The 21,786-nt window shown below is 39.8% G+C and carries 20 protein-coding genes and 1 tRNA gene; 2 read left to right on the forward strand and 19 right to left on the reverse strand.

The window, feature by feature from the left end:
* Positions 1 to 274 precede the first annotated feature (274 nt).
* From RBATCC27255_RS05005 to RBATCC27255_RS05040, 8 genes are all read right to left on the reverse strand, one after another.
* Positions 275 to 359: transfer RNA gene (locus RBATCC27255_RS05005), tRNA-Leu, on the reverse strand.
* Positions 360 to 511: 152 nt separating this feature from the next.
* Positions 512 to 1,483: a hypothetical protein gene (locus tag RBATCC27255_RS05010; RefSeq protein ID WP_101029005.1), complete on the reverse strand. Its 972-nt coding sequence runs from the start codon at positions 1,481 to 1,483 to the stop codon at positions 512 to 514.
* A gap of 12 nt (positions 1,484 to 1,495) precedes the next feature.
* Positions 1,496 to 3,130 (reverse strand): MBOAT family O-acyltransferase, encoded by a 1,635-nt coding sequence (locus RBATCC27255_RS05015; protein ID WP_101029006.1) that lies wholly within the window; start codon positions 3,128 to 3,130, stop codon positions 1,496 to 1,498.
* A gap of 1 nt (position 3,131) precedes the next feature.
* Positions 3,132 to 3,362: a phosphopantetheine-binding protein gene (locus RBATCC27255_RS05020; RefSeq protein ID WP_015523676.1), complete on the reverse strand. Its 231-nt coding sequence runs from the start codon at positions 3,360 to 3,362 to the stop codon at positions 3,132 to 3,134.
* 1 nt (position 3,363) lies between these two features.
* Positions 3,364 to 4,542 (reverse strand): diaminopimelate decarboxylase family protein, encoded by a 1,179-nt coding sequence (locus RBATCC27255_RS05025; RefSeq protein WP_101029007.1) that lies wholly within the window; start codon positions 4,540 to 4,542, stop codon positions 3,364 to 3,366.
* Positions 4,539 to 6,059, reverse strand: coding sequence for an amino acid adenylation domain-containing protein (locus RBATCC27255_RS05030; protein WP_101029008.1), 1,521 nt, complete (start codon positions 6,057 to 6,059; stop codon positions 4,539 to 4,541). The genes RBATCC27255_RS05025 and RBATCC27255_RS05030 overlap by 4 nt, the downstream gene beginning before the upstream one ends.
* 176 nt (positions 6,060 to 6,235) lie before the next feature.
* The gene (locus RBATCC27255_RS05035) at positions 6,236 to 7,570 is read right to left on the reverse strand and encodes a sensor histidine kinase (protein WP_101029009.1); all 1,335 of its coding nucleotides are present in this window, start codon (positions 7,568 to 7,570) and stop codon (positions 6,236 to 6,238) included.
* Positions 7,567 to 8,355, reverse strand: coding sequence for a response regulator transcription factor (locus RBATCC27255_RS05040; protein WP_242958577.1), 789 nt, complete (start codon positions 8,353 to 8,355; stop codon positions 7,567 to 7,569). The genes RBATCC27255_RS05035 and RBATCC27255_RS05040 overlap by 4 nt, the downstream gene beginning before the upstream one ends.
* A gap of 231 nt (positions 8,356 to 8,586) precedes the next feature.
* Between RBATCC27255_RS05040 and RBATCC27255_RS05045 the strand changes: the two genes are divergently transcribed.
* Complete coding sequence (locus RBATCC27255_RS05045) at positions 8,587 to 9,069, forward strand: DUF2798 domain-containing protein (RefSeq protein WP_101029010.1); 483 nt, start codon at positions 8,587 to 8,589, stop codon at positions 9,067 to 9,069.
* A gap of 72 nt (positions 9,070 to 9,141) precedes the next feature.
* On the opposite strand, the gene RBATCC27255_RS05050 is transcribed toward RBATCC27255_RS05045, so the two are convergent.
* From RBATCC27255_RS05050 to rlmD, 11 genes are all read right to left on the reverse strand, one after another.
* Complete coding sequence (locus tag RBATCC27255_RS05050) at positions 9,142 to 9,360, reverse strand: DUF3006 domain-containing protein (RefSeq protein ID WP_021883312.1); 219 nt, start codon at positions 9,358 to 9,360, stop codon at positions 9,142 to 9,144.
* Positions 9,361 to 9,362: 2 nt separating this feature from the next.
* A complete protein-coding gene (locus RBATCC27255_RS05055; RefSeq protein ID WP_169923260.1) occupies positions 9,363 to 10,286 on the reverse strand; it encodes a ComEC/Rec2 family competence protein in 924 nt (307 codons plus the stop codon).
* Positions 10,287 to 10,379: 93 nt separating this feature from the next.
* Entirely contained in the window at positions 10,380 to 12,278 is a 1,899-nt protein-coding gene (locus RBATCC27255_RS05060) for an ABC transporter ATP-binding protein (protein ID WP_101029013.1), read from the reverse strand.
* A gap of 2 nt (positions 12,279 to 12,280) precedes the next feature.
* A complete protein-coding gene (locus tag RBATCC27255_RS05065) occupies positions 12,281 to 14,029 on the reverse strand; it encodes an ABC transporter ATP-binding protein (protein ID WP_101029014.1) in 1,749 nt (582 codons plus the stop codon).
* A gap of 17 nt (positions 14,030 to 14,046) precedes the next feature.
* On the reverse strand, positions 14,047 to 14,529 hold the full coding sequence (locus RBATCC27255_RS05070; protein ID WP_015523669.1) for a MarR family winged helix-turn-helix transcriptional regulator: 483 nt from the start codon (positions 14,527 to 14,529) through the stop codon (positions 14,047 to 14,049).
* Positions 14,530 to 14,752: 223 nt separating this feature from the next.
* Positions 14,753 to 15,478: a hypothetical protein gene (locus tag RBATCC27255_RS05075; protein ID WP_101029015.1), complete on the reverse strand. Its 726-nt coding sequence runs from the start codon at positions 15,476 to 15,478 to the stop codon at positions 14,753 to 14,755.
* Positions 15,479 to 15,530: 52 nt separating this feature from the next.
* Positions 15,531 to 16,496 (reverse strand): YihY/virulence factor BrkB family protein, encoded by a 966-nt coding sequence (locus tag RBATCC27255_RS05080; RefSeq protein ID WP_101029016.1) that lies wholly within the window; start codon positions 16,494 to 16,496, stop codon positions 15,531 to 15,533.
* A gap of 30 nt (positions 16,497 to 16,526) precedes the next feature.
* On the reverse strand, positions 16,527 to 17,294 hold the full coding sequence (locus RBATCC27255_RS05085; protein WP_101029017.1) for an SDR family NAD(P)-dependent oxidoreductase: 768 nt from the start codon (positions 17,292 to 17,294) through the stop codon (positions 16,527 to 16,529).
* Positions 17,294 to 17,938 carry a class I SAM-dependent methyltransferase gene (locus tag RBATCC27255_RS05090; protein WP_101029018.1) on the reverse strand — a complete coding sequence of 215 codons (645 nt, stop codon included), beginning with the start codon at positions 17,936 to 17,938 and terminating at the stop codon, positions 17,294 to 17,296. The genes RBATCC27255_RS05085 and RBATCC27255_RS05090 overlap by 1 nt, the downstream gene beginning before the upstream one ends.
* A gap of 50 nt (positions 17,939 to 17,988) precedes the next feature.
* Positions 17,989 to 18,600 carry a hypothetical protein gene (locus tag RBATCC27255_RS05095; RefSeq protein ID WP_169923261.1) on the reverse strand — a complete coding sequence of 204 codons (612 nt, stop codon included), beginning with the start codon at positions 18,598 to 18,600 and terminating at the stop codon, positions 17,989 to 17,991.
* A 65-nt stretch (positions 18,601 to 18,665) separates the two neighbouring features.
* Positions 18,666 to 20,030, reverse strand: a complete 1,365-nt coding sequence (rlmD, locus tag RBATCC27255_RS05100; RefSeq protein ID WP_101029020.1) for a 23S rRNA (uracil(1939)-C(5))-methyltransferase RlmD — start codon at positions 20,028 to 20,030, stop codon at positions 18,666 to 18,668.
* A 285-nt stretch (positions 20,031 to 20,315) separates the two neighbouring features.
* On the opposite strand from rlmD, the gene murC reads away from it, so the two are divergent.
* Positions 20,316 to 21,716 (forward strand): UDP-N-acetylmuramate--L-alanine ligase, encoded by a 1,401-nt coding sequence (murC, locus tag RBATCC27255_RS05105; RefSeq protein WP_242958578.1) that lies wholly within the window; start codon positions 20,316 to 20,318, stop codon positions 21,714 to 21,716.
* The last annotated feature ends 70 nt before the right edge of the window (positions 21,717 to 21,786 follow it).

Raw genomic sequence — 21,786 nt, forward strand, 5'->3', positions numbered from 1 at the left:
TTTTTCCGCCACAGGCGGCGGTCGCAAGGCTACCTCAAGTCCTATCATTTTTCCTATTGCAATTTGTTATAGCGGTAACTGCGAGTGACGGTGATTGCTATTTGTCAAACTTCCGTCCTCGCCAATGCGGCTTGTTCATCATCATACTTTCATCAACGCTCTCCCTAAAAACAGTCCACAGGACTGTTTTCTTAACGGTCGCCTTCAAGTCCCGGCATCGCTTGCTTGCATAAAATAGAAAAGACTTGATACGCAAGGTATCAAGTCTTTTCTATGGTGCGAGTGACGGGACTTGAACCCGTACGTCGTGAAACACACGCCCCTCAAACGTGCCTGTCTGCCTATTCCAGCACACTCGCATTTATCTCTCACTTTTTTCGTGAGCAGTATTGATTATACGGTAAAACTGTAATTTTGTCAATACTTTTTTAAAAGTTTTTTAATATTTCTTTCCCCTGCATTGAATTGCAACACAGGGGAAAGATTTTAGATTCTAAATAGATCAGTTTTCCTAACTTGTACCCTTTTTTACCTGCTTTTCAAATTTATCAAGACAGGTATTCCAGTTATCGTATGACGGATCGTTACGCTTATCTTTAAAGAGCTTTGTATCGTCAAGATACTTTCCGATATAATTTGTCACCTTCACAGCACCTTTGTAGTTAAGGTGATCGCCCTTATCCTTTGTATCCTTTTTCCAATCAATCGGGATATCGTCACGGAGAAGATTGGTATCGATATAATCAACACCGAGATCCTTTGAAATTGCTTCCATAGTGTTATGTCGCTGGTAGTTCCAGTTTTTTGTGCTTGGGGTACTTATCAGCACAAGTTTTGTACCGTGCTTTTTACAGAATTTTGCAATTTCTTTGAGATACTTTTTGTTGGTAGAAAGTATCGGTGCAGAAACATCGGAATACTTCATATATTTCTTGATAGCCTTATCTGTCGCAGGCTTAGACTTTTTAGTAAAGTAATAACCTTTGTTATTCTCGTTCGCAGTATATTCAACTGTAGCCGAAAAATCCTTGAGCTGAAGATTCTTCCAGCGGTCATGATATCTGAACACAGGGAAAATCTGCTCTGCCTTATATGTGATTTCATCCTCAAAATAAGATTTTCTGAAAATCGCATTGGTTTCAAGGAACACAATCTTCGGACTTTGTTTTTCAAAAGTTTTTTTCAAAAATTCCATTGAGTACACAAGCTTTTGAGCCGGAGAAGAAACATCATACGAGGTAATTCCGTAATCTCTCCAGATATAGAGCGGAATGAACGAATGATACACCTCACTGTCACCGATAAATACAGTATCAATACTGTCTTTAGGTTCGCTGAAAATACCGTTTGCTCTCGGATAATGGATACCTGCCGCCTTGTCATTTGACTTTGGCTGAAATATGAGTGAGGACACCTGAAGTAATCCGAGAAGTATTGCAACAAACAGGACACAGCTGACAATTCTCTTAATTATTTTCTTCATAATCAGACCTCCTTAGAAGTTCGCATAAATCGGATCAACGGCAACATAGCCCTTGCCGTAAGCACCGAAGATTATGATGAACATAATAAGAGCGTAAACAGCCGCCCATCTTATAACAACATTTCTCTTTGCAATTGCGCCACGCACACATATTCCCTTTTCATTGAGAACGCTTATTACAAAAATAAATGCAAGCGCAATAAGTACGATCATAACATCATGCATATCAATTTTAAGCTTTTTCATAAGCTCATAGTTAAGACTTGAAAAGCTGAAATCGGTCACCATTTTTCCGAACATTGAAAGACCTGTTGTAAGTCTTTCTGCTCTGAAAAACATTTCGCCGATAACAACAAGTATTCCTGTACGAACTATCTGGAACACTCTGTATGCAAAGCATTCGGAATTGATATGAAGCTTTTTATTGAATGCGGTAACCGCAGGCGCAATGATATTGCCCGACAGGATAAGCACAAAGTGGTACATACCGAAGAATATGTAGCCCCACGCAGAACCGTGCCACAGTCCGTTGCAGAACCAAACACAGAACAACGCTATACTTCCTGCAAGCAACGGGCCAAAGTGGTTGCCGAGCTTTTTGCGTGCGGAAGATGTAAGATTTTTCATCGGCTTTGACATGGTGACGGGATAGAAGATATAATCCTTGAACCATGTGCCGAGTGTAATATGCCACCTTTTCCAAAATTCTGAAATTGATTTTGAAAAGAAAGGTCTTTCAAAGTTTTCGGGCATTGTAATTCCGAAAATCTGAGCAACACCCATTACTGCGTCCATTGTACCGGAGAAATCGCAATATAGCTGGATTGTATAGGCAATTGCTCCGAGAGCGATTATTCCGCCCTGATAGTCATCGTAATGGCTGAAAATCTGCTTAATCATAGGATTAAGTCTGTCGGCGATTACGAGTTTTTTCATAAGGCCGAAAAGAATACGGACTGCACCGAGTTTTAGGTTTTCAAACTCAATTTGCTTTACATTCCACAGCTGGTCGGCTGTCTGACCGTAACGGCAGATAGGACCTTCTACAATCTGCGGAAAGAAAGACATAAACAATGCAAGTCTTAATATGTTGTCATCGGCTTTAATAAGTCCTCTGTAAACATCAAATAGGTACGATACAGCCTGCAAAGTAAAGAATGAAATACCAATCGGCATTATATAACTCGGAATATCAAACTGAATCGGAATATTTAAAAGCGACAACAGCGAATTTATATTTGTTGTGAAAAACGGTGAGTATTTTATCACTAACAAACCGCCAATCATAAGTACGGCGGCAAAGAGCAGAACTCTGCGACTGCGGTGGAGATAAACCTTTTTAAGAGCTTTTTTCTCCTCTTTAGGCACAGTCTTGAGCGCCGCACTTTTTTGAGTTTGTATTCTGTCAAGCCATAAGCCGAAATAATGAACGCCCATTATTATCAAAATCAGATAGGCGATTAACTCTCCGCTTATGAGCCAGAAGAACGCAAAGCTTGCAATAAGCAGAAAATACCTTCTCGCTCTCTGCGGTATAACAGCATACACAACAACTGAAACAGGCAGAAACATAACAAGAAACGCTACCGAAAAATATGAGGTAAGCGTGTCAAGACTGCCCGCCATCAGTAATGATGGAAGATCCATCTTATTCCTCCTCTTGGAGTCTTTCAATCATACTCCACATTGCCTTTACTGAATTAAAGTTTGCGGGAACAACCTCCACTGCAGGAACTGTCACATCAAAAGCGTCCTCAATCTCGGCAATAAGAGAAATAATTGAAAGAGAGTCAAGATAGTGACCGTCAATAAGGTTTTCGCAGCCTTCGTAATCTACATCGGGTTTAATGTCCTCTAAAATCTCAATAAGTTCATCCATTTTAATTCGTTTCCTTTCTGTAATTGGGTTTGTTTAAATTAAATGTTTCAAAGGAATCACGGACGCAAAGATATGTTCCGTCCTCCTTTTTTATATAAACCGAGGGAATATCACGACTTAAAAACAAAGAAATTCCCTCTGTCATACAATAAGCGCCTGTATTTTCAAAACAAATTACATCACCGATTTCAATATCAGGCAAAGAAATCTGTTTTGCGATTATATCATTCATTGAACAAAGTGAACCGCAGATGTTCCACGATTCGGTACACGGCTCGGTTTCTTTTCCGCAAACCGAAAGGTACGGCTGTTTCATAGCCATATGCTGACCGTAGTACACAATATGGTTCATTCCGCCGTCAACAAGGAGGTAGTTCTCTCCTTTGTTGCATTTTTTGTCAACGATATGCGTGTAATATTTACCGCAGGCTGCGGCAATGCTTCGTCCGAGTTCAAGCGTGATTTTAGGCTTTGAAGTCATCTCATTCAAAAGCTGTGCAAATCCGCCGATAAGCTCGTCCTCATTTATATTATCTTCCTTGAAATAGGCTGCAGGGAATCCCGTGCCGTATTCAAGCTCTTCTGCGGTATAATCATATTTCTCTTTGAGAAGAATAAGAAGATTGTCAAGTTTGTCAATTTCTCTCTTAAGTTTTTTAAGAGAAGTTTTCTGTGTTCCTGAAAAGAACTGAATACCGAGTATGTCGAGATATTCAAATTCATTTCTTTTTGAGATAATTTCTTCGATTTCATCGGAATTGATTCCGAACTGACTTCCGTTTGTAAGTCTTAAAAGCAAAGAAATTTTCTTTTTATATTTTTCGGACAATTCTTTGAAAAGATTAAACTGTGTAAGTGACTCTACGGTGAATATTCTGTCGCATTTTCCGTTTGCAACCATATTTTCCATAACTTCGGGAGTTTTGTACACACCCGAAATCACCATCATTTCATCGGGAATATCAAGTAAATCGCAGATTTCAGCCTCACCGGGTGAGCAGATTTCAAAGCGGTCAACATCATTTTCAAGTTCTGCCGTAATGAATGTGTTCGCCTTGATTGCATAGCAGACTGCAACATTTTCGGGAAGCATTTTTCTGAGATATGCTACTCTGTCTTTGAGAGTTTTTACATCAAAAACATAGAATGCAGTTTTGTTCTGCTTTAATATTTCGTTCATTTTCTTCTGCCCCCTGCAATTTCAGCAAGCTTTTTACGGTCAATTTTGCCGTTCTTTGTTAGCGGCATTTCATCAACCTTGCGGATAACGCCCGGAATCATAAACGCAGGCAAATCCCTTGACATTGATGTGGCAAGCTCGTCCTTTTCAATTGAGCCTACGAAAAAGCCCTTGAGCCTTGATTTTTTCTCATCAAAAATACAACAGCATTGCTCAACACCGTCAACAGCCGACATCTCACGCTCGATTTCCTCAAGCTCTATGCGATGTCCCATATATTTAATCTGAAAATCCTTTCTTCCGCTGAAAACAAGTTCGCCGTTTTCGTTGTATCTTGCAAGGTCGCCTGTTCTGTAAATCAGTTCGGGATAATGCGGATTAAGGGGATTCTGAACAAAAGCCTTTGCATTCTGTTCGGGATTTGAGTAGTAACCGAGTGCAAGAGCAGTACCTCTCACGCAGATTTCACCGACTTTGCCAACCTCTGAAATTCTGTTATTATTCTCATCAAGAAGAATAACATCTTCATTGGGGAACGGTTTGCCTATCGGAATACCGTCTGCATAGTCGCAATCGTTGTCGAGAATATGGTATGTGCAGTTGCAGGTGATTTCCGTCGGGCCGTAAAGGTTGACATACTTCGCATTTGGAAGATGTGAACGGAAATTTTTAAGCGCCTTGAGCGGCATAACCTCACCGCTGAAAAGAATCTTATTAACAGTTTCGGGAGTTCTGTAGTCAAGCGCATGGAATGTGCTGATAAGGCAGAGAGCCGAAACAGCCCATATCATAACAGTAACCCTGCGGTCACATATGAAGTCAATGAGTTCGGCAGGAGCGGAGAACATTCTCCTCGGCACAACAACAAGAGTTGCGCCTGTTTTAACAGCCGAATAGATATCCTTGACGGACACATCAAAATCAAACGGTGCTTGATTTGCTATTACATCGTTATTATCAATGCCGAATATTTCGGTAAAATGGTCAATAAAGTCAATTACACTTCTGTGACACACAACAATTCCCTTTGGAGTGCCTGTTGAACCCGAAGTAAAGTTGATGTAGAGCGGATCTGTGTCAATTTTATGGCTGCGGATTTCGCCAAGCTTTGCATAATCAGGTTCCGATTTTGCCAAATCTTCAAAGGTCACAATTTTTCTTTCAGAAAAATATTCTTTTGCTGTTTCAAGCAAGCTTTCAGAAGTTACAATCACCCTTGGATTGAGTACGGAAACTGTGGTCTGAAGTCTGTTCTGCGGAAGCTCCGTGTTGAGAACAGAATAAAATCCGCCTGCGTACACGGCAGCAAAAAATGCCGCTACCGCATCAGCACATTTTTCCATATATACGCCTACTGCATCTCCCGATGCGATAAGTTCAGAAAGGGCGGTTCCGACAGAAGAGCTGAGTTTTACAAGTTCAGAATATGTATAGGAAATCTTTTCGTCAGTTACCGCACATTTGTCGGGAAAACAGTCGGCAGAGTTTTCAAGATAAGCCAGCACACTGCTGTTCATAGCTGCACCTCATTATATATTTGTATATTAATTATCAAATTATAAATTCGTTAACCAAATATTATATATTGCATATTGCAAACGCACTAATATGATACCACAAAATTCGTCAAAAAGTATCACAAAAATGTCACAAGTAAGTAATTATTTATATTTTCAGCAATTTGCACAAATAATCAGTCAACAATCGGCAGTTTCACTTCAAATACAGCACCGTCAAGGTAGTTATACGCTGTTACGTTGCCCTTGTGCAGATGAATAATCTCCTTTGCAAGTGAAAGTCCAATACCCGTTCCGCCGTCACTACCTTTATAAAACCTGTCAAAAATATGTTCAATATCGTCACGGTCAATACCTTTGCCGTCATCCTTGAACCTGATATAAACATACTTTGGATTAGTTTCAATAATCACTGTAATTTTCTTTTTTGAATATTTCAGACCGTTCACAATGATATTACGAAATGCTCTTGCCATCAGATATTCATCACATTTTACCGTGATTACCTCATCGGGAAATTCAGGAACAATGCTTACACCGTTCATCTGCTGAACCGCATCGAGTGAGCGGAAGCAATCATAGAGAACCTCTTTTATGTCAATCTTTACAAGGTCAAGCTTAAAATGTCGTGAATCAATTTTTGAAATTGAAAGAATTTCCTCAACAAGACCTGTCATTCTCTCGGTTTCCTGCATAATTATGCCTGCGGCATTCTGCGGATCTACAACATCCATTTCAATACCCTCGGCATAGCCTTGAATTGCCATAAGAGGAGTTTTGAGTTCGTGAGAAGAGTTTTGAAAGAATCTGCGCTGAGTTTTCTGTGATTCCTCGATTTTAACGCCGAGTCTGTAACCGATTATGCTCATCACAACAATTGCGCAAAGAAAAATTGCCGAAATAAGCCAATTGAGCGAACGGGTATATTTTACGATATGGTCGATATTTATGTACATTAAATACACGGGCGAATCGTTTTCATCGGATTCTGCGTCGTCCCAATAATCATAATTCTGCGGTTCTTCATAAACGGTAAATATATAATAGCCGTTGTCTGTTTGAAGTGTATATATTTGTTCTTCGGATATATTGTGATTCTTAACCCATTCAGTGAGTTCGTATGTACTTTTTAATGAAGTTGAATTTGAGCCGACAAGGCTGTTGCCCTCGGAGGTATTTTTATCATTAAGAGCATCTGTTACATCAATATAGTAAATATCCGAGGTAAAATACGAATCCTGATAACCGCTCTCAAACTTTTTTTGAAGAGTTGATTCTTCAGTTGATTCTTCATTGGAATCTTCTTCATAATAATCCGAAGAATCATCTTCACTCTCATCGTTGCTGTTAGAAATATAATACCGATAATCAATTTCGTATTCCAGAGCGTCTTCTGCCTCACTTACGAAGTGGGACGGCAAAACTATATTTAAAATTCCTGCAAATGCGAAAAAAAGTAAAATCATTGACGACCATACAATAATCAATATACGGAATTTTATGTGTTTCACTTTTTATCCTCCGCAATGCTTATTCTGTAACCGAAGCCCCATATTGTGCCTATGCTGACATTACTGCCGGCAAGGCTTAATTTTCTGCGTATTCTTCGCAAGGTTTCATCTGTTACACGGGTTTCAACTTCGGTATCGAATCCCCACACACCATCAAGAATTTCTTCTCTTGGAAATGCCTTTTTCGGGTCTTTTAACATATATGTGAGCATTTTAAGCTCTGTCTTGCTCAAAGCAACAGGCTTGCCCTTGCAATAAAGGCAGTTTTCCTGTGCTGAAAATCTAAGGTTGCCTGCCTCAATATCCGAAAGCTCCTGACCTGTCACCTTTTTGGTGTTCATATCCATTCGTCTTAAAAGGGATTTTACTCTCATTAAAAGGGTTGTAAGTCTGAACGGCTTTGTAAGATAATCGTCACTGCCGAGGGTTATGCCTCTTACATAGTCATATTCGGAATCCTTTGCCGTGAGCATAATTATAGGAACATCAGTTACCGTTCTCAGCTGACGGCATATTGTCAAGCCGTCTGTTCCGGGCATCATTATATCAAGAATTACAAGTTCACACGGGTTTTTAAGAAATTCCGCCATAAGCTCGTCACCCGTTTCAAATGCGGTAACGCTGTAACCGTCACTCTCAAGAAACTTTGTAATAAGGTCACGAATGTTCTTTTCATCATCCGCAATATAAATTGATGCACCCATAGTAAAAATACCCTTTCTGAACAGAACCGCAAGTTTAAGTATAATTTTCATCACAATCATATGTATTATACCAAATTTCAAAGTAAAAATCCACCGAGAAATGAATCTGAATTGTAATAAAAGTGTCACAAAATGTATTAAACAGAGTAATTGCAATGAAATTTTTTTGAAGTTGACAAAATAAAAAAATTATAGTATAATCTCTGAAATATATAATGGTTTAATTGGAAACGCACATTTCTCCTTAAGGAAATGATAACGAACAACACTTATATGTTTACTAAGTTATCATTTTTATAAAGGAGATTTTTTATGCCAAAAACTAAATTTCAGGAAGTTATTTTTACGATTATCATGGTGTTCTTTATGGTTTATGCCATGATTTGCTACAACACAGCTCTTAATATCGGCGAAATGAAAAACGAAGTTTTTCTTTCCGCCTTCAAAGAACTTTCTTTTATGGGACCGATTGCATTTATTCTTGATTTTTTCATTATCGGTCACATTGCCAAAAAGCTTGCTTTTAAGATTGTAAACCCTGCAAAGGATAATCCTTTCTTCCTTGTACTCGCAATTTCTGCAATTTCAGTTGTCTTTATGTGTCCTCTTATGAGCCTTGCTGCCACTCTTATTTTCAAAAATGCGGGTGTTGAGGTTATTTCGGTATGGCTTGAAACTACCGCACTCAACTTCCCTATGGCACTTTGCTGGCAGTTGTTTTTTGCAGGCCCGATTGTCAGATTCATTTTCAGACATATTTTCAGAAGGTCACTTACAGCAGACAACACACATTGATTACACAATTACAAATAAAAATGCTCTGTACCGTTTGATTTGGTACAGAGCATTTTTGTTTTTGCATGATTTTTAATCTTCAAAAAGCGAATTCATCAGATTTTTAATTTTTTCTTTTCTGGCTTTTGTTTCATCGCTGTTCAGAAAATAACTGTTTTCCTGAAAGTTGATTACATCGCCTTCTTTGATATTTTTCGGCAGGGCTTTAAGTTCAAGATTCACCATATCGCCGTTTTCACATTCGAGAACAGCCTTGTCGCCTTCTATTCTGTCAACAATAAATTTTTTCAAGCTTATTCATCCCTTTTCATTGAAGTTTGTCCCGTTTTGATTGTCACACCTGAACCCTCGGTTGAAATAACAACTGTTCCGTTTTCATCGGTTCTGTATGTTTCAACTCCGAATTTATCAAGCAGTTTTAATGTGCTTTTGTGCGGATGTCCGTAGCTGTTGTCCTTTCCGAGTGAAATAACCGCATATTTAGGATTTACCTTTTCAAGCAACGCTTTTGTTGTTGATGTTCTGCTTCCGTGATGACCTACTTTAAGAACTTCTGCACTCATATCTGCCGTAACGGTTTCAAGCTCTTTCTTTTCGGCATCTCCGAGAAACAGAAAACTGTCATTTTTATAATTCATTTTAAGAATTATCGAGCAATTGTTCAGATTATCCTCGTCAATCTTTACGGGAGCAAGAATATTTATGTTGAAATCGTTGTCATCAATAATATTCATACCTGCTTTGGCTGACTTGACTTTAAGTCCCTTGTCTGCAATTGCCGTGAGCAGATTCTCATAGGTCTTGGTTGTGGTTGTAACCTTAGGCATATAGATTTCGCCGATATTATTATGCTTTACAACATAAGCCATTGAACCGATATGGTCTGCGTGAGGGTGAGTTGCTACGAGATAATCAATCCTTGTGTATCCGAGATTATTGATATATTCGGTAATACTTTTGCCGTACATATTCTCGCCTGCGTCAATCAGCATACACTTTTGATTCGGCAGTTCAATGAATATGCTGTCGCCCTGCCCGACATCAAGGTAATGAACCGATAAAGTTCCGATTTCCGAAACAGTTGTTTTGCTTTCAAAATCGGAACCGTTCACATTGATATTGATTGAACACGAACAAAGTGCAAGACAGATTACCGCAAACAATGCAGTAAGCTTTAATATTAATATTAATTTTGAATTAATTTTAATTTTTAACACCTCACAATTCCGAATATTATTGTACAATAAACAAGTCAATATTTCAAGAACAGAAAAAGGAGAGCCTTTGCGACTCTCCCCTTTCGATTATCATTATGCGGTTTTGCCTGTATAAAGCTGATAGTATCTGCCCTTTTGTTCAAGAAGCCGTTCGTGTGAACCACGCTCGATGATTCTGCCGTTTTCAAGAACCATAATACAGTCTGAATTTTTGATTGTAGAAAGTCTGTGGGCAATAACAAAGGTTGTTCTGCCGCTCATAAGCCTGTCCATACTGTCCTGAACCATCTTTTCGGTACGGGTATCAATTGAGCTTGTAGCCTCGTCAAGGATAAGTGCGGGCGGATCTGCAACAGCGGCTCTTGCAATTGCAAGCATCTGGCGCTGTCCCTGACTGAGGTTGCCGCCGTCACCTTTGAGCAGGGTGTTGTAGCCGTCAGGAAGTTTTCTGATAAAGCTGTCTGCATTGGCAAGCTTTGCCGCTGCGATAACCTCCTCGTCTGTTGCGTCAAGTCTGCCGTAGCGGATATTTTCCATTACGGTATCCGTGAACAGGTGCGTATCCTGTAAAACTATACCGAGTGAACGGCGAAGGTCGCCTTTTTTGATTTTGTTGATATTGATTCCGTCATAACGGATTTTACCGTCCTGAATATCGTAGAATCGGTTAATAAGGTTTGTGATTGTTGTTTTGCCTGCACCTGTTGAACCGACAAACGCAATCTTCTGACCGGGTTCTGCGTACAAATCAATATTGTGAAGAACGATTTTATCATCCGTGTAGCCAAAGTCAACATCGTCCATAACAAGCGCACCCTTGAGTTCACGGTACTCTGTTTTGCCTGTTTCACTGTGGGTATGCTTCCAAGCCCACATACCTGTTTTTTCCTCTGTTTCAACAAGCTTTTCGCCCTCTTTGCGGACATTGACAAGTGTTACATATCCGTCATCAACCTCAGGCTCTTCGTCAAGAAGTTTGAATATACGGTCCGCACCTGCAAGCGCCATAACAATTGAGTTAAACTGCTGGCTGACCTGATTGATAGGCTGGGTAAAGCTCTTGTTGAATGTGAGGAAGCTTACAAGCTTGCCGATTGTAAATCCGAGGAAGTTGTTGAGAGCAAAGATACAACCTACGATTGCACAAAGTACATAGCTGATGTTACCGATTTGTGCGTTAATCGGCATAAGGATATTTGCAAACTTATTTGCGTTGTATGAACTGTTGAAAAGCCTGTCATTAAGCTCATTGAATTCTTCAATGCTCTTTTTTTCATGGTTAAATACTTTTACAACCTTCTGACCGTTCATCATTTCCTCAATGTAACCGTTAGTCGCACCGAGGTCTGCCTGCTGTTTTGCAAAAAACCTTCCGCTTCTTGACGCAAGCTGTTTTGTTACAAAAAGCATTACACCAACCATTACAAGTGTAAGAATTGTAAGAGGAATACTGAGTGTAAACATACTGACAAGAACGGCTATGATTGTAATTCCGCTGTTGAAAAGCTGAGGAATACTCTGGCTGATCATCTGACGGAGGGTGTCAATATCGTTTGTGTAAACACTCATGATATCGCCGTGAGGGTGTGTGTCAAAGTATTTTATCGGAAGGCTTTCCATATGTTCAAATATCTGACAACGCAAATCACGCATTGTACCCTGTGTTACATAAACCATAATTTTGGCGTAGATAAACGCCGACGCCGCACCGATTGCATAGAAGATTGCAACTCTTAAAATTGCTCCGAGCATCGGTCCGAAGTCACGGCTGCCGCTCTGAATCATCGGAGTGATGTAATCGTCAATAAGATTCTGAATAAACAATGAACCCTGAACATTTGCAAGTACGCTGATGAGGATGCAGACGAAAACAATAATCATCTGAAATTTATATTTTTTGAAGATAATACCGAATAGTCTTTTAAGAACCTGACCTGAATTTTCAACCTTTTGTGCAGGTCCTCGGTTTCTTCTTCCCATTGGTCCCGGCATAATTACAGCTCTCCTTTCGCATCAAAATCACCGTTGCCGCTTGTCTGGGCAACATAAATTTCATTGTAAATCGGACTGTTTTTGATAAGCTCTTCGTGAGTACCCACTGCGCTTATCTCACCGTCATCCATTACAATAATCTTGTCTGCGTGTGAAACGCTTGATACACGCTGTGAAATAATCAGCTTTGTAGTATCGGGGATATTCTCGCTGAATGCCTTGCGGATACTTGCGTCTGTTGCGGTATCAACTGCACTTGTCGAATCATCAAGAATAAGAATTTTTGGATTTTTCAGCAAAGCTCTTGCAATGCAAAGACGCTGTTTCTGACCGCCCGAAACATTAGTACCGCCCTGTTCGATTTTTGTGTTGTACTTATCGGGGAAGCTTTCGATAAACGCATCTGCACAGGCAAGCTTGCAGGCATTGACGCATTCTTCCTCTGTAGCATTTTCGTTGCCCCATCTGAGGTTGTCAAGGATTGTACCGCTGAAAAGAACATTCGACTGGAGTACAACCGAAACCTTGTCACGCAGAGTTTCGATATCATAGTCACGAACATCTTTTCCACCGACCTTAACAGAACCTTCGGTTACATCATAAAGTCTTGCAATAAGGTTTACAAGGCTTGTTTTTGAAGAACCCGTACCGCCGATAATACCGATTGTTTCGCCTGATTTGATTTTTAGGTTGATATCGTTGAGAATCGGTTTTTCGGCTTTTGTGTTGTATGAGAATGAAACATTGTCAAACTCAATGCTTCCGTCCTTAACCTCGTAAACAGGGTTTTCGGGATTTGCAAGCGTTGATTTTTCATTAAGCACACCTGCAACACGCTTACCGCTTGCAATGCTCATTGTGAGCATTACAAACACCATTGCCACCATAAGGAGATTCATAAGAATGTTCATACAATATGTGAGCATACTTGTAAGTTCACCTGTTGTAAGCTCACTGCTTACGATCATATTTGCGCCAAACCAGCTTACAAGAATGATTGATGCGTATGAAGTAACCATCATAATCGGTGATACTGTTACCATTGCATTTTCAGCCTTAACAAAGAGTCTGTAAACATTGTCGGCTGCCTTACGGAACTTGCCGACTTCATGTTTTTCACGAACAAAAGCCTTTACGACTCTGATTGAAGTTACATTTTCCTGAACGCTTGCGTTGAGTTCATCGTACTTTTCAAAAACCTGACTGAAATACTTGTATGTTGCCTTCATAATAAAGGCAAGAACAACAGAAAGTAAAATTGTTGCAATGAAATAAATACAGGCAAGCCTTGCATTGATGATGAATGTCATTGTCATTGCACAGATGAGCGATACAGGCGCTCTGAAACACATTCTTAAAAGCATCTGATATGCATTTTGAAGGTTTGTTACATCCGTTGTCATACGGGTAACAAGTCCTGCGGTTGAGTAACGATCAATGTTGGCAAACGAGAATGACTGGATATTCGCAAACATTGAGCGTCTAAGGTTTCTTGCAAAGCCGGCCGAAGCTTTTGCACCGTAGATACCGCCCATCATACCTGCAAACAAGCCTGTGAGCGCAAGTGCGCCCATATAACCGCCCGTTATGAGTATGTGCTGCATATCGCCCTTGTTGATACCGTCATCAATCATTGATGACATAAGAAATGGGATAATTGTTTCAACAACAACTTCGAGTATCATAAAGAACGGTGTAAGAACAGACTCTTTGACGAAACCTTTGATATTTTTTGCCAAAGTTTTTATCATACTTATCTCCTTCCGTTTTAATTTGCATTTTCAAGTCCGCTGAGAATTTTATTTATAAGAAAAAGAAATTGTTTCTTTTCTTCTTTTGTCAGCAGACTGTCAAGCAAAGTTTCGTTTTTGGTTATCATATTTTCGATTTTGTAATGAAGTTCAATACCTGTTTCGGTCAAGACAAGTTTTTTGAGCCTTGCGTCACTTTCAACGCTCTCCCTCGTTATGTAATTTTTCTTTTCCATAAGTTTAAGAATACTTGTAACGGTTGAACGGGCAATTGAAAATGCGTTTTCAATATCTTTTTGGTAAACATCTTCATCACAATGATCATAAAGATATGCAATAATCCAGCCGTGCATAAGAGTCAGCTTATCCACTCCCTTATCCTTGGCGGAATAGATTAACTTTCTCTGCAAAACCTGATTAAGCACCTTGATTTCGTGACCGATTGAATCATTAAAGCGTTTGTTGCACTTACAGCTTTTTACGCTTTTGTCATCACACATTATTTCACCTCCGAAATCACACTTATGAGATATTGTTCTATATAGAATAGTTCGATACAAAACAATTTGTATCAGTAATTATAGCACCTTCATTTTGAATGTCAAGAGAAATTACAAATAATTATTCAAAGTTTCACATTGCTGTCACAAATCAAAAGCGACAGCTAAAATTACAGCTGTCGCAGTTAAAATCATATTCACTTTGCACAAATTATGACAATTGTCACTTTTTTAAGATTTCTGTCGCATCACGAATATCGGGAGTTTTGTCACCGTTGATATCGCAAACAAAAAGAGCATACTGATTTTCGTCATAATCGTCAAAGGTCAGGTCTTTGATAAGATACTTCTGAATAAGCTCAGCGTCCTTTTCATCTGTTTTTCCGTCAATGTTGAGGTCTTTCATATTTTTGGGAACGCAACCGCCGTCAAGCACAAAATCAATACCGCTGTCGTTCATGAGTTCATCGGCTCTGTTTTTGTCAACATCAACAATGTAAAGTCCCAATGTGTCAAAGCATTGATAAACATACTTTGCATCCTTTAAAATCTCGGCTTTCTTTTCTTTTGCCCTGTCATTTGTTATGCCTGCACCTTGAAGATGCGAATCAAGCTTTGCAATCATCTCCATTGCGTAATCGTTATCCGTCATTGCACGGTCGAGATCAACACCGTTTGTCATATAGAACCAACCGAGCGAACCCATAACATATAGATTATTCACATCAAGTCCGCAGTAAACGGCAATTTTCCCGTCCTTGTACTGACCTTTTTTCATCGACATTTTTGAATAGCCCTTGATTATACTGTAACCGAGCTTCATTCCGTCCTCGCTGATATAGTCAAGGTCAAATGCCGCTGCACTTGTGCATGAAAGACACGCTCCGCCAATGAGCATTGCAAATACGAGCAATATTGAAATCACCTTTTTAGAAAATTTTCTTTTCACAAAAAAACACCTCCATTGGTAGTATCACCGAACGGAAGTGTTTTATTTTGATTTATTTACTTTTATTTGACTTATTATTTTTTCTTTCTTTTCTTATTTGATTAAGCTCTGAACCCTTGATTTTTACCTTTCTTTTAAATTTTGCGACTGTGAATACCTTTATCCTGTCATGATAGACATAATTGATTTCCGCACAAACCATAAGACAAACCATAAGAAAGTAGAACCAAATCATAATAACGGCAATTCTTGTAAGACCTCCGTACACGGAAAATCCGTTGAAATCCGACACATAAACCGAAATACCGAACGAAAGCACATACCACGAAACCGTGCAGAGAAACGCACCCGGCAGCTGCGACTTAAAGCCGTATTCCTTATGCTCACTGCGTGAGATGTTCGGAAAGTTCCTGTAAATCAGCGCAAACAATACCGTGAGAAACATAAAGATAAGTATATATCTGAGATGATAGATTATTCCGATTATGTCAGGCAATGATTTTAGATGCGGTGAAAGGAAATCGTTAATTGTTGAACCGAGGACAATAAGTACAAGTGACGCAAGCAAAATTACAAACAATGCAATTGTGTAGAACATTGCTCTTATTCTTAAAAAGAACCAGTTTCTGTTTTCGTAAGCATCATAAATTCTGTTAAGACCGTTTGTGATTGCGTGGATTCCCTGTGCCGCCGACCACAGAGTGACTACAAGCGTTACAAGAGAAATTCCCACAGCACTTTCATAGGCAGAGGTCAGAAAGTATGTTAAATCATCGGCAATTTTTGACGAAAACACACTGCTGAGTCCGTGATAAACAAAATCAATCGGAATGTGCAGGTTCTGCAAAAGTGACACAAAGAACATTGAGAGCGGCACAGCCGATAATATGATGAAGAATGCCGACTGTCCGGCAATTGCAAAAATATTATCGTGAATGCATTTGCTTGTTATCGGTTCAAATCTGCCTGTTATTCTTTTGTAAAGTTTTATCGCCTTGTCAACGAATTTTATCCTCAATGTGTCACCTCCCCTATTTCTATATGATAATTATTTTATACCGTTTTTCTTCATCTGAACATTATAAGAAATTCTTGTGAGAAGTTTTTCGGGTGCAAAATGTCTGAAGAAGGACACCGCTTTCATTTCAAAGCCGGGTGTGATAATCATTTTGCCCTTCATGGTCATGTCAACGGCATACCTTGCAACAAACTTCGGGTCAAGTCCTCTTATGCAGAATTTTACATCCGCAACATTATTGAAGTTGGTTTTTACGGGACCCGGGCAAAGTACGGAAACCTTGACATTTTTATTATCCCTACGCATTTCTTCATGAATTGCCTGAGTAAGACGGACAACATAATTCTTTGACGCATAGTAGCTTGCAAATGTCGGTCCTGCAAGAAATCCTGCGGCAGAACCTACATTGAGAATATATCCGCTGTTTCTCTCCGCCATATCTTTAAGAAAAAGCTTTGTGAGAATGTGAACCGTTGAAACATTTGTGTGAATGAGTTCAAGCTCTCTTTCAAGCGGAACATCCAAAAATTTTCCGTATGCTCCAAAGCCTGCGTTGTTGACAAGAAAATCAATCTGTTCATTTTCATTCTTAATATGCTCATACAAATCCAGGCTGTCACTTTCTCGTGAAAAATCAAGCGTAATTACCCTGACATTCACATTTGAAAGTTCCTCTTTCAGCTTATTGAGCTTATCTGTTGAGCGTGATACAAGAATAAGGTCATAACCGAGTTCTGCAAGATATCGGGCAATTTCTTTTCCTATGCCCGAACTTGCACCTGTAATCAAAGCCTTCATTAGTTTTCATCATCCTTCGGTTTTTGTGCTGTGGCACAAAGCCATGTTGTACCTTCCTTAGTGTATGTGTTTATGTTTTGAAAGCCTGCAGATTCAAGTACGGCTCTGATTTCCTGCGGAGTTACCGACTTGATATTCAGCATATTTTCAACCTTTTCCCACTTGAACGGATCATCGTCTGTTCTGAGCATTTCAAAAAGCAGCATAACCGTTCCGCCCTTTTTGAGAACACGAAAAACTTCTTTTACATCATTTTCCTTATCAGGCCAGAAGTAGTAGGTTTCAACTGCCGTGATATTGTCGAATGTATTGTCATCAAAAGGCATATCGGATACTGATGCCTGAAGAATTTTCGCTTTGTTGCAGAGTATATTTTTTGAATTGAGTTTTTCGGAGGATTTTACCGAGAGTTCGGAATAGTCGATTCCGTAAACCTTGCCGTTGGCAACAATTGAGCAAAGTCGGTCAACGGTTTTTCCGCCGCCGCAGCCTATGTCAAGTACAGTTGCGGTGCGTTCGATATTCATATGTTCAAGTCCCCATGAGGTGAGGCTTGAATGTCCTTTATTCATAGCCTTAATCATCATTTTGCCCCAAAAGCCGTTTGGCTTTTTAGCATTCTCCACCAACTTGCGGTATTTCATAAAAATCACTCCAATCTGAAATTTTCGTCTATTTACTGTCTTGTTGTCTATTATTTACTTTTTCTTCCTGTTGAATTAAGTTTTTGGAGTAAGAGTGCAAGGAAAAACGCACCGCCTACTATAACGATGAACCAAACAAATGACATATACAACGGTTGATTCATCACACGCAAAAACGGGTATGGACCGTCAATTGCACCGACTATGTTAAGTATAATAAGCACAATCGCATATATTAATGTAGGGATTGTAGCCGTGAAAGCTGATTTTGTGTTAAGGTGAGGTTCTTTTTCAAAAAGCACAAACGATAAAATTGTAAGAATCGGACACAAAGTATGTAAAAAGGTGAAGTCTTTGTTAAAAAGCATATAGAGCCAACCGTTTATGCCATCTCCACGCATCGGGGAAAGTACGGCAAGAACTACGATAAATGTTACCGAAAGCACAGCCGCCGCCATATATTTGAACATTTGAACCGAGTGCGGAATTTCTTTTCCGCTTTTGAGATATCGCACCTGAAAGCCTGCCATAACCGCACAGGCAACAAGTGCAAACAGGTTGCTGTCCTCAGTGTAATATACAAGCGGATAGCAGCCTATTTTGAAAAACACGATAATTATTGCGGCAATCTCACAAGCGATAATCGCAAGATTAAATGCCAAAGCTGTTTTTGTTCGTTTTATTTTAAGTGTATTTTGCATTTTTAATCCTTTTCTATATTATTTTGTTAATTTCTTTCAATCAATGCCACGCTTTCTACATGGGAGGTTCCGGAGAACATATCGCAGGGGGTGATTTCTTTGGGGGTGTAGCCGTTTTCTGTGAAGAATTTTAAATCTCTTGCGAGGGTTGCGGGGTCACAGGATACATAGACTACACGGCTCGGCGACATTCTTGAAATTGTCTTTACAAGCTCTTCGCCGCAACCTTTTCTCGGTGGGTCAAGGATTACGCAGTCGGGCTTTAAACCCTCTTTTTCAAGCTGAAATGCGGCATCTGAGGCATCTCCGCAGATAAACCGTGCGTTCTCAATGCCGTTTGCTTTTGCATTTTCATTTGCATCTTTCACGGCATCTTCAACAATCTCCGCACCGATAAGCTGTTTACAGGAATCCGCCATTGTAAGACCTATTGTACCCGTTCCGCAGTATAAATCAAGCAGAATTTCGTCAGATTTAAGATTTGCATATTCTTTGGCTTTGCCGTAAAGCTTTTCAGCCTGTTTTCTGTTAATCTGCCAGAACGAAAACGGTGAAATTTTAAACTGCAATCCGCAAAGTGTGTCGGTAATATAGTCACTTCCGTAGATTGTTCTGTTTTTTCTGCCGAGAACAACATTTGTTTTTTCTCTGTTAGAATTGATAATCACACTTTTTAACTGCGGAAGTTCGGATTTGAGCATTTTCACGAGCAAATCTTCCTGTTTAAGACCGTTTGCGTTGACAACATAGCACACCATAAGCTCGCCTGAAACCTCGCCGATTCTGATATAAATGTGGCGAAGTCTGCCCTTGCCTGTTGTTTCATCATAAATTTCCGTGTTAGTTTTTGCGATAAAATCTTTTGTGATTTCAATTACCCTTGCAAAAATTTCGGGCTGTAAAATACAGTCGGTGCAATTGATTATGCGGTGGCTGTGGAATGAATAAAAGCCCGTCACAACATTTCCGTCACGGTCAAGACCGACAGGATACTGCGCCTTGTTGCGGTATCTTGTGATATTATCCGACGAAATTATCGGCTTGAAAACAACATTATCAAGACCGCCGATGCGTGTTACGGCATCCTCAACTCTTTGCTGTTTTATTTTGCATTCTTCTTCATAAGAAATATGTCGCCATGTGCAACCACCGCACTTCATAAAGTTTTCGCAGTCGGGAGTAATTCTCGCCTTGGACGGAACGAGAATTTCTTCGATTTTGCCGAAAGCGTAGGTTTTCTTAACCTTTAATATACGCACCTTGAGTTCGTCACCGATTGCAGAACCCTGTACAAAAACGGCAATGCCGTCATCTGTTCTTCCGACTCCGCTGCCCTCGGCAGTTGCCGAAGTTATTGTAAGGTTTACAATATCGTTCTTTTTTAAAGTCATTTTATCACTCTGCCATTTTATGTGTATTTTTAGTTATAATCCTATTCCCCTTTATTTTAGCATTTACTCTACAATTTGGCAACAATTAAAACACAGTATCCGTACAATACACAAAAATTGCACAAATATCAAATTAGGTATTTATTTTTTTGTCCATTCGTCTTATAATATGAGTATTGCAGTTCTGTCACGGCATTGCTCTTTGAATGCAAATCAACCTGTGTTCCGACTTAAATACAGGCAAAGCGGAATGATTTTTCCGACAGACAAATATACTTATCAGGAATGGAGTGGACTATTGTGAATTACGACAGTCTTATGGATAACATAAAAAGAATACATTTTATCGGTATAGGCGGCAGCGGAATGTGTCCGCTGGCTGAGATTCTTCACCACGAGGGTTATGAGCTTTCGGGTTCGGATATGAACGAGGGTGAAACTCTTGACAGAATTAAGGGTTACGGCATTCCCGTATTTATGGGACACGCCGCAGAAAATATCAAGGGTGCAGAGCTTGTTGTTTACTCAGCGGCTGTTAAGGAAACTAACCCCGAAAGACAGGCAGCAAAGGAACTCGGTATTCCGTGCATTGAAAGAAGCGTAATGCTCGGTATTGTTACAAGAAGATACAGAAGAAGTATTGCGGTTTCGGGTACACACGGCAAAACAACTACAACCGCTATGCTTTCACAGGTGCTTATCGGCAGCGGTTTTGATCCGTCAGCTATTATCGGCGGAAAACTTCCGTTCATCGGAGGTAACAGCTATGTCGGTCACAGCGATTTAATCGTTTGTGAGGCCTGTGAGTATGTTGACACATTTTTACAGCTCAATCCGTTTATTTCGATTATTCTTAATATTGACGCAGATCATCTTGACTACTTCAAGAATCTTGACAACATTAAGAAGTCATTCAACAAATTTGCTCATCAGACAACAGGCTTGCTTGTTATCAACGGTGACGATGAAAACACTCTTGATGCCGTAAAGGATGTTGAGATTGAGAAAATCACCTACGGTTTTGGCGAAAACTGCGATTACAGAGCTGAAAACATCAGCGCAGACAAGGGTGTTCACGAGCAGTTTGACCTTTACTTCAAGGGGGAGAAGCTCACACAGATTAAGCTTATCGTTCCCGGAAAGCACAACATTTATAATGCACTTGCCGCTGCGGCTACTGCACATTATCTTGGCGCTACTCCGAAGGAAATTTCCGAGAATCTTCACAAGTTCGGCGGTGTTCACAGAAGATTTGAAATTCTCGGCACACCTGACGGAATTACCGTTGCCGATGACTTTGCTCATCATCCCACAGAACTTACCGCAACACTCAATGCCGCAATGAAAATGGGCTTTAACAAGGTTTGGGCAATATTCCAGCCGCATACATTTTCAAGAACAGCCATGCTCCTTGACGATTTTGCGGAGGCTCTTAAAATTCCGGATCAGGCAATTATTTCGGCTATTCTACCTGTTCGTGAAACAAACACATATAACATCTATTCTACTGACCTCGGTGCAAAAGTTCCGGGTTCTGTATGTCTTGACACATTTGAAGAAATTACCGACTATGTTTGCAAGAATGCAAAAGAGGGTGACCTCATTCTCACAATGGGCGGTGGTAATGTGTATATGTGTGCCAATATGATTTACAAACAGCTTAAATATATGGAAGAAAATAAATAAGATTTTTTAAACAAACAAAAGAACCGTGCTTTTATGGCACGGTTCTTTTTTTTTTATTATATTATTTTAA

This window comes from Ruminococcus bromii (assembly GCF_002834225.1).
In the GTDB taxonomy this organism is placed as follows: domain Bacteria; phylum Bacillota; class Clostridia; order Oscillospirales; family Acutalibacteraceae; genus Ruminococcoides; species Ruminococcoides bromii.